Source organism: Cyanobium sp. Aljojuca 7D2 (assembly GCF_024346415.1).
Lineage (GTDB): Bacteria > Cyanobacteriota > Cyanobacteriia > PCC-6307 > Cyanobiaceae > Cyanobium_A.
In genome coordinates, this window is sequence record NZ_JAGQCX010000002.1 from 197781 (window position 1) to 210873 (window position 13093).

General features: G+C 68.6%; 14 protein-coding genes. 7 read left to right on the top strand and 7 right to left on the bottom strand.

Features of this window, described 5'->3' with window-relative positions:
• Positions 1 to 92 precede the first annotated feature (92 nt).
• From ureG to ureE, 3 genes are read right to left on the bottom strand one after another with little or no spacing between them, the layout of a single operon-like run.
• Positions 93 to 689, bottom strand: a complete 597-nt coding sequence (gene ureG, locus KBY57_RS03295; RefSeq protein ID WP_254994448.1) for an urease accessory protein UreG — start codon at positions 687 to 689, stop codon at positions 93 to 95.
• 9 nt (positions 690 to 698) lie between these two features.
• Positions 699 to 1340, bottom strand: a complete 642-nt coding sequence (locus KBY57_RS03300; protein ID WP_254994449.1) for an urease accessory protein UreF — start codon at positions 1338 to 1340, stop codon at positions 699 to 701.
• Positions 1330 to 1797: an urease accessory protein UreE gene (ureE, locus tag KBY57_RS03305; RefSeq protein WP_254994450.1), complete on the bottom strand. Its 468-nt coding sequence runs from the start codon at positions 1795 to 1797 to the stop codon at positions 1330 to 1332. The genes KBY57_RS03300 and ureE overlap by 11 nt, the downstream gene beginning before the upstream one ends.
• A 53-nt stretch (positions 1798 to 1850) precedes the next feature.
• Between ureE and KBY57_RS03310 the strand changes: the two genes are divergently transcribed.
• The 7 genes from KBY57_RS03310 (at position 1851) to KBY57_RS03340 (ending at position 8590) form a co-directional block, all read left to right on the top strand.
• Positions 1851 to 2765, top strand: a complete 915-nt coding sequence (locus KBY57_RS03310; protein WP_254994451.1) for an urease accessory protein UreD — start codon at positions 1851 to 1853, stop codon at positions 2763 to 2765.
• Positions 2766 to 2816: 51 nt separating this feature from the next.
• Entirely contained in the window at positions 2817 to 3119 is a 303-nt protein-coding gene (locus KBY57_RS03315) for an urease subunit gamma (RefSeq protein WP_254994452.1), read from the top strand.
• A gap of 29 nt (positions 3120 to 3148) precedes the next feature.
• Positions 3149 to 3466, top strand: coding sequence for an urease subunit beta (locus KBY57_RS03320; protein ID WP_254994453.1), 318 nt, complete (start codon positions 3149 to 3151; stop codon positions 3464 to 3466).
• A 25-nt stretch (positions 3467 to 3491) separates the two neighbouring features.
• A complete protein-coding gene (gene ureC, locus KBY57_RS03325) occupies positions 3492 to 5204 on the top strand; it encodes an urease subunit alpha (protein ID WP_254994454.1) in 1713 nt (570 codons plus the stop codon).
• Between the two features lie 91 nt (positions 5205 to 5295).
• On the top strand, positions 5296 to 6747 hold the full coding sequence (locus KBY57_RS03330) for a circularly permuted type 2 ATP-grasp protein (RefSeq protein WP_254994455.1): 1452 nt from the start codon (positions 5296 to 5298) through the stop codon (positions 6745 to 6747).
• On the top strand, positions 6741 to 7700 hold the full coding sequence (locus tag KBY57_RS03335; protein ID WP_254994456.1) for an alpha-E domain-containing protein: 960 nt from the start codon (positions 6741 to 6743) through the stop codon (positions 7698 to 7700). The genes KBY57_RS03330 and KBY57_RS03335 overlap by 7 nt, the downstream gene beginning before the upstream one ends.
• Complete coding sequence (locus tag KBY57_RS03340) at positions 7685 to 8590, top strand: transglutaminase family protein (RefSeq protein WP_254994457.1); 906 nt, start codon at positions 7685 to 7687, stop codon at positions 8588 to 8590. The genes KBY57_RS03335 and KBY57_RS03340 overlap by 16 nt, the downstream gene beginning before the upstream one ends.
• Here KBY57_RS03340 and KBY57_RS03345 read toward each other — a convergent pair.
• The 4 genes from KBY57_RS03345 to KBY57_RS03360 form a co-directional block, all read right to left on the bottom strand.
• Positions 8547 to 9023, bottom strand: coding sequence for a redox protein (locus KBY57_RS03345; RefSeq protein ID WP_254994627.1), 477 nt, complete (start codon positions 9021 to 9023; stop codon positions 8547 to 8549). The genes KBY57_RS03340 and KBY57_RS03345 overlap by 44 nt on opposite strands.
• 161 nt (positions 9024 to 9184) lie before the next feature.
• Positions 9185 to 9973: a uroporphyrinogen-III C-methyltransferase gene (gene cobA / locus KBY57_RS03350; RefSeq protein ID WP_254994458.1), complete on the bottom strand. Its 789-nt coding sequence runs from the start codon at positions 9971 to 9973 to the stop codon at positions 9185 to 9187.
• Positions 9970 to 11310, bottom strand: coding sequence for a hypothetical protein (locus KBY57_RS03355; RefSeq protein WP_254994459.1), 1341 nt, complete (start codon positions 11308 to 11310; stop codon positions 9970 to 9972). The genes cobA and KBY57_RS03355 overlap by 4 nt, the downstream gene beginning before the upstream one ends.
• Positions 11311 to 11388: 78 nt before the next feature.
• The gene (locus tag KBY57_RS03360) at positions 11389 to 12969 is read right to left on the bottom strand and encodes a ferredoxin--nitrite reductase (protein ID WP_254994460.1); all 1581 of its coding nucleotides are present in this window, start codon (positions 12967 to 12969) and stop codon (positions 11389 to 11391) included.
• Between the last annotated feature and the right edge of the window lie 124 nt (positions 12970 to 13093).

Sequence of the window (13093 nt, forward strand, 5' to 3'; positions counted from 1 at the left end):
TCAACCGCTGCGCCGAAGGCATCAACACCACTAAATCCGCCCCAACCAATGGGCATTCAGGGGTGGCACTGTCTGTGGCGATGGCTACCAAATCAGGGCAGCTGAGCCCAAAGAAACTGCTCCACAGCATCCAGCCCCTCACCGGTGCGGATGTTGGTGAAGCACCAGGGGCGCCCGCCACGCATGCGCTCGGTGTCGGCCTCCATCACCGCAAGGCTCGCGCCCACCATCGGCGCCAGGTCGATCTTGTTGATCACCAGCAGATCGGAGCGGGTGATGCCCGGCCCGCCCTTGCGCGGGATCTTGTCGCCGGCGGCCACATCGATCACGTAGATGCAGAGGTCCACCAGCTCGGGGCTGAAGCTGGCAGCAAGGTTGTCGCCGCCGCTCTCCACCAGCACCAGATCCAGATCAGGAAACGCCGCCTCCAGCTCCGCCACCGCCGCCCGGTTGATCGAGCAGTCTTCTCGGATGGCGGTGTGGGGGCAGCCGCCCGTTTCCACGCCTCGGATGCGCTCGGGCTCCAGGGCGCCGACGCGGGTGAGGAACTGGGCGTCTTCCTGGGTATAAATGTCGTTGGTCACCACCGCCAGCTGCAGCCGATCGCGCAGCCGGCGGCAAAGGGCCTCCACCAGGGCGGTTTTGCCCGAGCCCACCGGCCCGGCCACGCCCACGCGCAGCTTGCTCATTCGAGGCCCTCAGCTGCGAAACAGCCTGGAGTAGAGCTCGGCATGGCGCAACTGGGCCAGGCCCGATCCCACGCCTCCGCTCCAGAGCGCATCAGGATCAGCGACCACCAGCTCAGCGGCGCGGGCGGCGATCAACGGCGCCAGCCCCAGCTGCAGCCGCTGGGCTTGCGTGGGCCCCAGCGGCACCAGCCGCACCGCCGCGCTGAGCTGGTTGGCCACCCAGCCATAAAGATAGGCCTCCACCAGCGCCTCAGCGGGGATCTCCAGGGCGCGGCCCGCGAGAGCGAAGGCCGCCGGCCAGGCCAGATCCAGAGCCGGCGGCTCAAAACCCAGGTCGGCCAGCAGCCGCAGCAGCGAGGCCCCCATCTGGCGCTGCTGGGCGCGCACGTCCGCCGCCTCCCGCAGGGCCAGCAACCAGTTGTCGCGCTCCCGCAGCTCGGCCAACGGGGCCACCAGCAACCGGGGCAGGCTGGCGGCCTCCAGCGTCAGGGCCCCGCGGCAGAGTTCGGCCTCGAGCCAGGCCGCCACCGCCGGGCCATCGGCCAGTTGGCCGTGCTGCACCAGCACCTCCAGCCCCTCCGAGTAACTGAAGGCCCCCACTGGTAGGGCCGGGCTGATCAGCTGGAACAGCCGCAGCTGGCTAGTGGTCATGGCCGTAGGCACCCATTTCGGGCCGGAAGGGAGCCTGCAGATGCCCCACCTGCAATCCTCGATGCTCCAGCAAATGGGCCAGCACAGGATCGGCCAGCAGCCGCAGCTCGGCGGGATGGATCTCCATGGCCACGTGGCGATTGCCCAGGTGGTAAGCGGCCTGCAGCAGCGGCAAAGGATCCACACTTCGCACCTGGATCAGGGCCTCCGCTGCCGCCTGCACCTGCACCAGCGGAGCCTCCGCTGTGGCCCCCAGCCATTCCCCCGGCTCCAAAGCCCCACCCCGGGGCAGCTGCAACAGCAGCTCGCGGCCGCAACGGGTGTGCCGCTGGCCCCGCAGCCGGGTGCGCTCCTCAGCCGTGAGAGCCAGCTCCAGGGCCCCATCGGCCGGCACTGGGCCGCTCAGGCCCCGCTGACGCAGCACCAGGGGCTGGGCAGCAGGCGCGGAACTGGCCATCGCGGCGGCAGCATGGAACCTGATCAGCTTGCCTGGAGCAGGTGTTCCCAGCCATGGCCCTGAGTAGCTGGCACGGCAACGCCGAGCTGCGGTTCGTCGTGCCGCAGGCCGAGACACCGGTCACAACACACCAGGGGGGCGCCACCGCACCGCTGAAGCTGCAGCGGGCGTTTCAACACACCGATGGCCGCTGCGAACTGCCCCTGCTGCATACCGCCGGTGGGCTTGTGGGAGGCGACCGCCTGACGATTCACGCCAGCCTGGGGCCAGCCAGCCGGGCCCTGCTCACCAGCGCGGCCGCCCAGAAGGTGTACGGCAGCGTGGGGCGCTCCAGGCTGGCGCCCGAAGGCCAGTGGGCCCGGCAGACGCTCCAGTTCAACCTGGAGGCCGGCAGCGATCTGGAGTGGCTGCCCCAGGAGCTGGTGCTGTTTGCCGGTGGGCTGCTGGAGCAGACCGTGGAGGTGGAGCTGGCGGCGGGGGCCAGTTGGCTGGGCATGGACGTGGTGCGGCTGGGCCGCAGCGCCGCCGGCGAAACCCTGGGGGAGGGCCGCTGGCGCTCCCGCCTGCGCATCCGCCGGCTCGGGCCCGGCGAACCGCACTGGGAGCTGGTGGATCCACTGGAGATCTGCGCCGCCAGCTTGGAGGGCGCGCACGGCATGGCCGGCCAACCGGTGCTGGGATCGCTGGTGTGGGCCGCCCCGGAACCCTTAGCGGCTGCAGCCCTGGCGGAGCTGCTGGCCGACTGCCGCCAGGATCGCCAGGGGCTGGAGGGCACCATGGCCTGCGGTGCCCTGGCCCAGGGGCTGATCGCCCGTTACCGGGGGCCCTCGAGCCAGGCGGCACGCTTCTGGTTTACCCGGCTATGGGCGCGCATCCGGGCCCTGCGCGGGCTACCCGCCCCGGAACTGCCGCGGGTGTGGCCGTTTCAGGAACAACCGCTGGCAACACCCCCAGGAGGTTCAAGCTGAACGGGACGCCAGAGACCGTCCCTGCCAGAGTTGGGCCATGCGAATTGGGCGATGCATCTCACCCCCCAGGAAAAAGACAAGCTGCTGATCGTCACTGCCGCCCTACTGGCGGAGCGGCGGCTCAACCGCGGCCTGAAACTCAATCACCCCGAGGCCGTGGCCTGGCTCAGCTTCCAGGTGCTGGAAGGAGCCCGCGATGGCAAAAGCGTGGCCGCCCTGATGGCCGAGGGGAGTACCTGGCTGAGCCGCGACCAAGTGATGGACGGCATTCCGGAGCTGGTGAGCGAGGTACAGATCGAAGCGATGTTTCCCGACGGCACCAAGCTCGTGACCCTGCACGACCCCATCCGCTGAGCAAGCCCTTCCGATCCCCCCGCACCCTGATGCCACCCCTGATCCCCGGCGAACTGCTCCCCGAACCCGGCGACCTCGAGCTCAATGCCGGCCGGCCCGTCACCACCGTGCTGGTGGCCAACACGGGTGATCGGCCGGTGCAGGTGGGCTCCCACTTCCACTTCCATGAGGCCAACAGCGCCCTCAAATTCGACCGCGACGCCACCCGCGGCCTGCGGCTCGACATCCCCGCCGGCACGGCGATCCGCTTCGAGCCCGGCGACAGCCGCGAGGTGCAGCTGGTGCCGTTTGCCGGCGAGCGCCGCGTGTTCGGCTTCAACGGCCTGGTGAACGGCCCCCTCGACTGACGCGCGACCCCCGCACCCCCAACCCATGGCCTACCGCATCTCCCGCCGCGCCTACGCCGAGACCTACGGCCCCACCACCGGCGACCGGCTGCGGCTGGCCGACACCGACCTGCTCCTGGAAGTGGAGCAGGACTTCACCGTCTACGGCGACGAGGTGAAATTCGGCGGCGGCAAGGTGATCCGCGACGGCATGGGCCAGGCCCAGACCACCCGGGCCGAAGGTGCCGTGGACACGGTGATCACCAACGCCCTGATCCTGGATTGGTGGGGGATCGTGAAGGCCGATATCGGCCTGCGCGACGGGCGCATCTGTGCCATCGGCAAAGCGGGCAACCCCGACACCCAGGCCGGCGTCACCATCGTGGTGGGCCCCGGCACCGAGGCGATCGCCGGCGAGGGTCACATCCTCACGGCGGGCTCGATCGATACCCACGTGCACTTCATCTGCCCCCAGCAGATCGAAACCGCCCTGGCCAGTGGCGTCACCACCCTGTTGGGCGGAGGCACCGGCCCGGCCACCGGCACCAACGCCACCACCTGCACCCCCGGCGCCTTCCACCTGGCCCGCATGCTGCAGGCCGCGGAGGGGCTGCCGGTGAACCTGGGCTTCTACGGCAAGGGCAACGCCTCCACCCCTGAAGCGATCGAAGAGCAGGTGCGCGCTGGCGCCTGCGGCCTGAAGCTGCACGAAGACTGGGGCACCACCCCGGCGGCGATCGACTGCTGCCTGACGGTGGCCGACCAGCTGGATGTGCAGGTGTGCATCCACTCCGACACCCTCAACGAAGCCGGCTTCGTGGAGGACACCATCCGGGCCATCGGCGGCCGCACGATCCACACCTTCCACACCGAAGGAGCCGGCGGCGGCCACGCCCCCGACATCATCAAGATCTGCGGCGAGGCCAACGTGTTGCCCAGCAGCACCAACCCCACCCGGCCCTACACGGTGAACACCCTCGAGGAGCACCTCGACATGCTGATGGTGTGCCACCACCTGGATCCCAAGATCCCGGAAGATGTGGCCTTCGCCGAGTCGCGCATCCGCCGCGAAACAATCGCCGCCGAAGACATCCTCCACGACCTGGGCGCCTTCTCGATCATCGCCAGCGACTCCCAGGCCATGGGCCGGGTGGGCGAGGTGATCACCCGCACCTTCCAGACCGCCCACAAGATGAAAGTGCAGCGCGGTGCCCTGCCTGAAGACAGCTCACGCAACGACAACACACGCCTCAAGCGCTACATCGCCAAAACCACGATCAATCCGGCCATCGCCCACGGGCTTGACTCCCAGATCGGCTCGGTGGAGGTGGGCAAGCTGGCCGATCTTGTGCTGTGGAAGCCGGGCTTCTTCGGGGTAAAACCGGAGCTGGTGATCAAGGGCGGCTCAATCGTGTGGGCCCAGATGGGCGATGCCAACGCCTCGATTCCCACCCCCGGACCGGTGCACGGCCGGCCGATGTTCGCCGCCTTTGGCGGGGCCCTGGCCCCCAGCTGTCTCACCTTTGTGAGTCAGGCGGCCCTTGATGCCGATGTGCCCCGCCAGCTGGGCCTGAAGCGGCCCTGCGTGCCGGTGGTGAACACCCGGAGCGGCATCGGCAAGAGCGCGATGAGGAACAACACCGCCCTGCCCAAGGTGGAGGTGGACCCCCAGACCTACGAGGTATTCGCCGACGGCCAACTGCTCACCTGCGAGCCCGCCGAGGTGCTGCCGATGGCCCAGCGGTACTTTCTTTTGTAGCGAGATCTGCTGTTGCTGATCTTTCGTAGCAACCCACACCGGCACTGACCCCCACGGCTGGACATGATCCCGCCACGCCCAGTGGTCCGGCATGTTTACCGAATACAAACCCAGTGGGGGCTACGACGAATACTTCAGTGCCGTCGATGTGCCGCGCAGCGCCCTGAGCCCCCTGCTCTCCTCCCTGGGCCAACTGGGCCTCGATGAACTCAACCGCAACCACGCCGCGGCCGGCGTGCTGCTGCGGCGCCTGGGGGCCACCTTTCGCCTCAACGGCTCCGGCAGCCAGGGAGGCGAGCGCATCCTGCCCTTCGACCCCCTGCCCCGCCTGATCAGCAGCGGCGATTGGCAGACCCTGGAGCGAGGCCTGTTTCAGCGCCTCGAGGCCATTGACCTTTTCCTCGCCGACGTCTACGGGCCCCAGCGGATCCTCAAAGACGGCGTGATTCCCCGCGAAGACGTCGAGAGTTCCCAGGGCTGGCGCCCCCAACTGCAGGGATTTGAGCCGCCCCTAGGCCGCTGGTGCCACATCTCCGGCCTGGATCTGGTGCGCGACGGCCAGGGCACCTGGCGCGTGCTGGAAGACAACCTGCGCTGCCCCTCCGGTGTGGCCTACTTCCTGGAAAACCGGCGGGTGATGAAACGGATGTTCCCGAGCCTTTTCTCGGGACGCACGGTGCAACCGATCGACGATTACCCCTCCCACCTGCTCCAGACCCTGCGGGAACTCGCCCCCTGGACCGACACCCCCAAGGTGGTGCTGCTCACCCCCGGGGTGTTCAACAGCGCCTATTTCGAGCACAGCTACCTGGCCCAACAGATGGGCATCCAGCTGGTGGAGGGTCGCGATCTGATCTGCCAGGACGACCGGGTGTGGATGCGCAGCACCGCCGGCCTCGAACCGGTGGATGTGATCTACCGGCGCATCGACGACGACTTCCTCGATCCAGCGGTGTTCCGCAGCGATTCGATGCTGGGGGTTCGGGGCCTGATGTCGGCCTACCGGGCCGGCCGGGTGGCGATCGCCAATGCGCCGGGCACCGGCGTCGCCGACGACAAGCTGATCTACGCCTACGTGCCGGAGATGATCCGCTACTACCTGGGCGAAGAACCGATCATCGAAAACGTGCCCACCTATCTCTGCTCCCGGGAGGACGACCGCACCTATGTGCTGGCCCACCTGGGTGAGCTGGTGGTGAAGGCGGTGGCCGAGGCCGGCGGCTACGGCATGTTGATTGGCCCCCATGCCAGCGGCGCGGAGATCGCTGAATTCGCCGCCAAGATCCAGGCCGATCCCCGCAATTACATCGCCCAGCCCACCCTGGAGCTCTCCACCGTTCCATCCCTGAGCGAAGGCGAACTATTCCCCTGCCACGTCGATCTGCGGCCCTACGTGCTGCGCGGCAAGGGGGCTTGGGTGAGCCCCGGCGGCCTCACCCGCGTGGCCCTGCGCCGGGGTTCGCTGGTGGTGAACTCCTCCCAGGGGGGCGGTTGCAAGGACACCTGGATCGTCAGCGAGAACGAGGAGGCCTTGCCATGCTGAGCCGCGTAGCCGATTCGCTCTACTGGATCAACCGCTACGTGGAGCGGGCCGAAAACATCTCGCGCTTTGTGGAGGTGAGCGAGGCCATGGCGCTCGACTGCCCGCCCGGCAGCGCCGAGCCCTGGTTGCCCCTGGTGGATGCCAGTGGCGACCGGGAGCTGTTCGATCGCCTCTATCCAACCGGTGGAGCCGACCAGGTGGTGGAGTTTCTGGTGCGGGCCGAGAACAACCCCAACAGCGTGGTGAACTGCATCGCCATCGCCCGGGAAAACGCCCGCCAGATCCGCGAGGTGATCACCACCGAAATGTGGGAGCAGCTCAACGACATCTATTGGACCCTGCTCGACAACGAGGGCTTCTGGAAGCAACCGCCCCAGGAGCAGCTGCGCGACATCCGCCGCGCCTGCCAACTCTTCTATGGCATCACCGATGCCACCCTCAGCCGCGACCTCTCCTGGCAGTTCAGCCGGCTGGGACGGGTGCTGGAGCGGGCTGAAAAAACGACCCGCATCCTCGATGTGAAGTACTTCCTGCTGCTGCCCTCCCCCGATGAGGTGGGCGGCGTGCTGGATGAACTGCAGTGGATCTCCCTGCTGCGCAGCGCCGGGGCATACCAGATGTTCCGCCAGTCGCGCCAGCAGGCGATCGAACCCAAGGCCGTGGCCTCCTTTCTGCTGCTCGACCCGATCTTCCCGCGATCGGTGCGCTACTGCCTGGGGCGCATCAACGAAGCCCTCAAGATCGTGCGCGGCCAGGCGGTGCCTGGGGCTCCCGATGAGCTCGAATGCCTCAGCGGACTGACCCTGGCCCGCTGGAGCTACACCTCCATCGACGAGCTGGTGGCCGAGGGCTTACATGAGTCGATTGACGCCCTGCAGAGCAACCTCAACCGGCTCCATGATCTGATCGAGCAGCGCTACTTCATCGCCGAGCCCGCATGCGTGCCCGCGTAATCCACACCTTCAGCTACCGGTACAGCGCGCCCGTGCTGCTGGGGCCCCACCGCTTCTGCCTGAAGCCCAGGGGCCATGGCTTCCAGCGGCTGTTGGATTTTCAGCTGGCCATCTGTCCGGAGCCGGGGCGGCTCTACCCCCTGGTGGCGGCCAGTGGTGATGAGATTTTGCGGGCCCGCTTCAGTGGTGCCGCAGACGCCTTCACCGTGCGGGCCAGCAGCCTGGTGGACACCGAAACAGCGCCGCTGCTGCAGGCCTGCCTGGAAGACAACGAGCCGCTGCTGCCCTATCCGGTGGGCCATCTGAACGGCGACCTGGCGGGCAGCCTCGAGGGCTGGCTGCCCAACGGCCAGCACGATCCCGCGGCGGTGGACGTGGCCCAGGAAGCCCTGATGGGGAGCGATCAGCGGGCCTTGATGTTTCTGCAGCAGCTGGTGGAAATGATCCAAGACCGGGTCAAGTACACCCAGCGCCACGTGGGCCCCGCCTGGCCCGCCGGGCGCACCCTCAAGGAGCGGGTGGGCTCCTGCCGCGACCTGGCCATGCTGATGGTGGAAGCCTGCCGCTGCGTCGGGCTGCCGGCCCGCTTCGTGAGCGGCTACCACCTGGTGGAGCCGAAACCCGAGCGCTACGACCTACACGCCTGGGCGGAGGTGTACCTGCCGGGCGCGGGGTGGCGGGGCTTCGACCCCAGCGGCATGGGCGTGATCGACGATCGCTACATCACCCTGGCCACCTCCTCCAAGCCCGAACTCACGGCCGCCATCACGGGCAGCTTCTCCGGCCCCGCCGGCGTTGAAAGCGCCCTGGAGTGGAGCATTGAGGCGGAGATTGAGGAGCCGGCGCTTACCAGCTCACTCCATGCAACTTCGGCAGGGGTGCCGTCTTGAAGGTGGTGGCAAACAGCCGGGGGATCAGGCGGCTGTTGTAAACGCGGAATTCGCGCAGCACCGATGCACCCTCCTCGCGCACGGCCTGGTTGAGCACCACCGAGCCATCGTGATCGGACACCGAGCGATGGAAGGTGCCGGGGGGAATGCGCAGGATGTCGCCACCGGTCTCGAGCCGCACGATGTGGAAGGGATAGTTCCAGCCGAAATTCACCAGGTAAAACGTGCGCCCGCCATGCAGGGCCAGCAGGTTGTCCTCCTGGTGGGGATGCAGATAGAACTGCCAGGCACCGGTCTTCTCCTCATCGGGGGGGCTGACGGCCGGACCGGAGTGGATCACCAGATCGCGGGCATTGGAGTCAGCAACGGTGATGTCGAAGAAGCGGACTGCGGGGGTATCGCGAAACTTCTCATAGGGGACCAGCTCAAACATCGGCGCCGTCTTGGGGGTGGCGGACATGGGAAGAGGTGCCGACCAACCGGCACCAAAGGAATGGCTCAATGAACCGCACCACCCCTGATCCCGGCCGTTGCATCGACTACCCAATCCCCGCTCCCACAGGCCAGTTCCCTGGCTGGTTGCGCGTGGCTGGCTCAGAAGGGGATCGGCATCTCCACCGCCGCCGGCTCGGGAGCACAGGACGCCACCCGCTGATTCACCACCTCCCCGATCACCACGATCGAGGGGGAGGCCAGCTCCGCGCGGCACACCTCAGCCGCCAGCTGGGCCAACTCGGCAATCACCCAGCGCTGTCCGCGCACCGTGCCCTGTTGCACCGCAGCGGCGGGCGTCGACGGATCGAGGCCCCCGGCGATCAACTCTTCGCAGATGTGGGGCAGGTTGTGCAGCCCCATGTAGATCACCAGGCCGTCGCTGCTGCGGGCCAGGCCGCGCCAGTCGACGCCGGGCCGGGCCTTGTCGATCTCCTCATGGCCGGTCACAAACGTGACGGAGCTGCCGGCCCGCCGGTGGGTCACCGGAATGCCCACGTAAGCCGGAGCAGCGATGCCCGCGGTCACCCCCGGCACCACCTCCACGGGCACCCCCTGGCGCTCCAGGTGGGCGGCTTCCTCACCGCCGCGGCCAAACAAAAACGGATCGCCGCCCTTGAGGCGCACCACGCAGCGGCACCGGCCCGCCAGCTCCACCAGCACCGCATTGGTGGAGGGCTGGGGCACCGAGTGGTGGCCGCGGCGCTTGCCCACGAAATGCTTCTCGGCGCTGTCCGGCACCAGGGCCAGCACCTCGCGCGGCACGAGCGAGTCGTACACCAGCGCGTCGCACTGCTGCAGCAGGCGCTGGGCCTTCACCGTGAGCAGATCGGGATCCCCCGGGCCCGCCCCCACCAGATACACCGTGCCCGGCGGGTTGGCGCCGCTCATGGCAGGGCCTCCAGCTCGGCCAGCAGCAGCTGACGAAAGCGAGCGCGCTGCAACAACGGCGGACCCACCAGGGAGGCGAGGCTGTCGGTGAGCCGGTTGGCGGCCAGGGCCAGGGGCAGCAGGGGCGGCGGTGCTGGAGCGCCGGCGATCGGGGCTGGGATCAGGCTGCTCAGGAGACCCTCGCCACTGGGGTCACTGTATGAAGCGGGCACGCAGCGGGCGCCGGTGCACGCCTCCAGATGGGCGAGGAAACGCCGGGCCAGAGGGCCCTCCAGGGGATGGTGCAGCAGCAGGGGCTGGGCCGCCCGCTCGCGCAGCTCAGCCAACTCCGCGACCAGGGCCCGTTGCCAGGCGGGCCAGGCGCCTAAAAAAGGCAGTCGCCGCACGGGGCCATGCAGCCGCCAATGGGTGGCGATGGCGGGAATGTCGTACCGCACATGGCCGCCCGGAAGGAGCATCAGGGGCACCAGGGTGAGCGGCAGCACGCTGGACGCGCCCACAGCAGCAGGTCGCCCGGGTGGCTCGCCGGTGAGGGCCTGTAGCAACACCGGCGCTCGCCGACGCCGCTCCAGCTCAGCCGCCAGCTCCAACAGCTCCGGAGGCACCACCCCGCCGGCGCGGCCGTGCACCACCAGCAGCAGGGAGCTGGCCAGGGCCTGGGGGAGGGACAGACCCGCCAGCCGCCGCTGACGCCGCTGCTCCACCGCAGCATCCAGGGACACACCCGCCAGGGAGACCAACTGGGCGCGGGCCGCGGGCAAACGGGCCAGCAGATCGACCGCTGCAGCGGCGAGCGAGGGATCGTGGTCGGTAGCGAGGCGTCGCAGCCAGCTAGCCAGGACGGCCTGCGGCCAGGCACTGAGGCCAACGGCCAACCCCTCCAGGGCCGCGCGCCGCACCGCACCAGGCTGCGGAGCCAAGGCCCAACGGGCCAAGAGAGCCCCGTCCTGGGGCTGGCGCTGGAAGCCCAGCAACGGCAACAGGCAAGCGCTCATCTCAGGGGCTCCAGACTGGTCTGGACTGGCCAGGCGATCCCGCAGCCAGGTCGCCAGCAAAGGATCGCGAACCCCGCCGATCAGTGCCGGCCAGCGGGGATCAGGGCTGGGTAGCTGCCACCACCAACGCAGCAGGCGCAGGGCCGATGGCCCATCCAGGCGTTCTGCCAGCACCGCGAGCAGGTCGACATCGACGGCAACGGAGCCAGCCTCAATCGCGGCCACCCAGCCAGCGGCATGCCATCCGGACGTCCGGCGCCAGCGCTGCAGCTCTGGCAAGCGATCCGGATGGCCGCAGGGAGGTAAGCGGAACGGCGCCTCGGCGGGATTCAAACGATGCATACCGCCGGGTCAGGAAAGCTTGGCAAAACGGAGAGGCTGCGGTGCTGGATCTGGCCCCGGAGAGGCTGGATCAACAATTCACGCTGGCATTGGCCGGCGGCGGGCGCCGAAGCGCTCCACGAGCAACTGCTCGAGCACATCCGGCAGGTCGCTGAGCGGCACGCCCTTGTCATGCAGCTCGGCCAGCTTCGGCTCGGTGTCCATTGACCCGCCCAGAAAAATCTTGGCAGCCTCCACCATCTCGCCGTCCTTGCGGGCCTTGGCACCCATCAGACCGATCTGGCCCATGTAGGGCTGGCCGCAGGCGTTGGGGCAGCCAGTCCAGTGCATCCGCACCGCATGGGGCAGCTCAACGCGCTGCTCCAGCTCCTCCAGCACCGCCTGGGCCGCTCCCTTGGTGGGGATCAGGGCGAAGCTGCAATAGGCGTTGCCGGTGCAGCTCACCGCCTCGGCCTGCAGGGGTGAGGGATCGAGGCGGAAGCGCTGCAGCAGCGGTTCGGCCAGCAGGGCCTCCACACCCTCGCCGGGCACATTCACGATCAGCACGTTCTGGGCCTCGGTGAGGCGCAGCTCGCCGCTGCCATAGATGCGGGCCAGCCGGGCCAGCTCCACCATCCCCTCGGCATCCAGGCGCCCCATCGGCACATGCAGCCCCGCCCAGTGCAGGCCGTGCTGCTTTTGAGATTGCACACCCAGGCCATCGCGGGGCGCCCGGGTCACCAGATGGCTGCCGTCGTGGGCGGCAGCGGTGGCGGGATCACCGGCCTGGCCCTGCCCCAGCTCAGCGGCCAGCTCCGCCCAGGTGCTGAGCACCGCCTGGCGATAGCTCTCCACACCCAGCTGGTCGATCAGATACATCAACCGGCTCTTGTTGCGCTGCTGGCGATTGCCGGAGCGCTCGTAGTGGCGCAGCACCGCCAGGGTGAAGCCGGGTAGCTGCTCGGCCGGCAGCCACAGCCCCAGCGGGATCGCCAGTTCGTTGCGCTGGGCCGAGAAGAAACCGCCCACCATCACCGTGAAGCCCAGCGCGCCGTTGTGGTGGGCCGGCAGGAAGGCCAGGTCGTTGTGGAGGAGAAAGCTGTCGGGAGCGCCGCCGACGGCCACGTTGAACTTGCGGGGCAGGTTGCGCGGGCCGGCCGGACCCAGCAGGGCCGCCTGGATGGCATCCACCAGGGGCCGGGTGTCGACGATCTCCTCGGGGTCGATGCCGGCCAGGGGATTGCCGGTGACGTTGCGCGGGTTGTCGTGGCCCGACTGGCGGCTGGTGAGGCCGACCCGCTCCAGCTCCCCCATCAAGGGTGCCATGTCCTCCAGGAGCAGGCCCCGCAGCTGGATGTTCTGGCGGGTGGTGAGGTCGGCGCTGCCGTGCTCACCACAACGGTCGACAGCCTCAGCCAGCGCCGCCAGCTGCTCAGTGGTGATCACACCGTTGGGCAGGCGCAGCCGCACCATGAAGCGCCCGGGCGTGACCGGGCGGAAAAAGATGCCCAGCCACTTGAGCCGGATCGTGAGCGTGGCCTCATCGAGCGCTTCCCAGCCCTGGCGGCCCAGCTCCGCAAGGCGCGGTGCCAGCTCCAGTCCGCAGAGCTCGGCCTTGGCCTGCTCGATCTTGGTGAGGGCAGCCGGGGACTCGGCGAGGGGAGCCGATGAGCGGGTCATGACAAGTGCAGCAACAACAAGGGCCTCGGGGATCCCGTCGCACCAGTGCAACGACGGGGGTCCGAGCAAACGCCAATGAGGGCTGCGCCGCTGGAATCGGATTGGAAAGGTGGCGGCCAGCACA

Coding starts and splice junctions, on each gene's coding strand:
- ureG (WP_254994448.1), bottom strand. CDS start 689: ATGAGCAAGCTGCGCGTGGGCGTGGCCGGGCCGGTGGGCTCGGGCAAA.
- KBY57_RS03300 (WP_254994449.1), bottom strand. CDS start 1,340: ATGACCACTAGCCAGCTGCGGCTGTTCCAGCTGATCAGCCCGGCCCTA.
- ureE (WP_254994450.1), bottom strand. CDS start 1,797: ATGGCCAGTTCCGCGCCTGCTGCCCAGCCCCTGGTGCTGCGTCAGCGG.
- KBY57_RS03310 (WP_254994451.1), top strand. CDS start 1,851: ATGGCCCTGAGTAGCTGGCACGGCAACGCCGAGCTGCGGTTCGTCGTG.
- KBY57_RS03315 (WP_254994452.1), top strand. CDS start 2,817: ATGCATCTCACCCCCCAGGAAAAAGACAAGCTGCTGATCGTCACTGCC.
- KBY57_RS03320 (WP_254994453.1), top strand. CDS start 3,149: ATGCCACCCCTGATCCCCGGCGAACTGCTCCCCGAACCCGGCGACCTC.
- ureC (WP_254994454.1), top strand. CDS start 3,492: ATGGCCTACCGCATCTCCCGCCGCGCCTACGCCGAGACCTACGGCCCC.
- KBY57_RS03330 (WP_254994455.1), top strand. CDS start 5,296: ATGTTTACCGAATACAAACCCAGTGGGGGCTACGACGAATACTTCAGT.
- KBY57_RS03335 (WP_254994456.1), top strand. CDS start 6,741: ATGCTGAGCCGCGTAGCCGATTCGCTCTACTGGATCAACCGCTACGTG.
- KBY57_RS03340 (WP_254994457.1), top strand. CDS start 7,685: ATGCGTGCCCGCGTAATCCACACCTTCAGCTACCGGTACAGCGCGCCC.
- KBY57_RS03345 (WP_254994627.1), bottom strand. CDS start 9,023: ATGTTTGAGCTGGTCCCCTATGAGAAGTTTCGCGATACCCCCGCAGTC.
- cobA (WP_254994458.1), bottom strand. CDS start 9,973: ATGAGCGGCGCCAACCCGCCGGGCACGGTGTATCTGGTGGGGGCGGGC.
- KBY57_RS03355 (WP_254994459.1), bottom strand. CDS start 11,310: ATGCATCGTTTGAATCCCGCCGAGGCGCCGTTCCGCTTACCTCCCTGC.
- KBY57_RS03360 (WP_254994460.1), bottom strand. CDS start 12,969: ATGACCCGCTCATCGGCTCCCCTCGCCGAGTCCCCGGCTGCCCTCACC.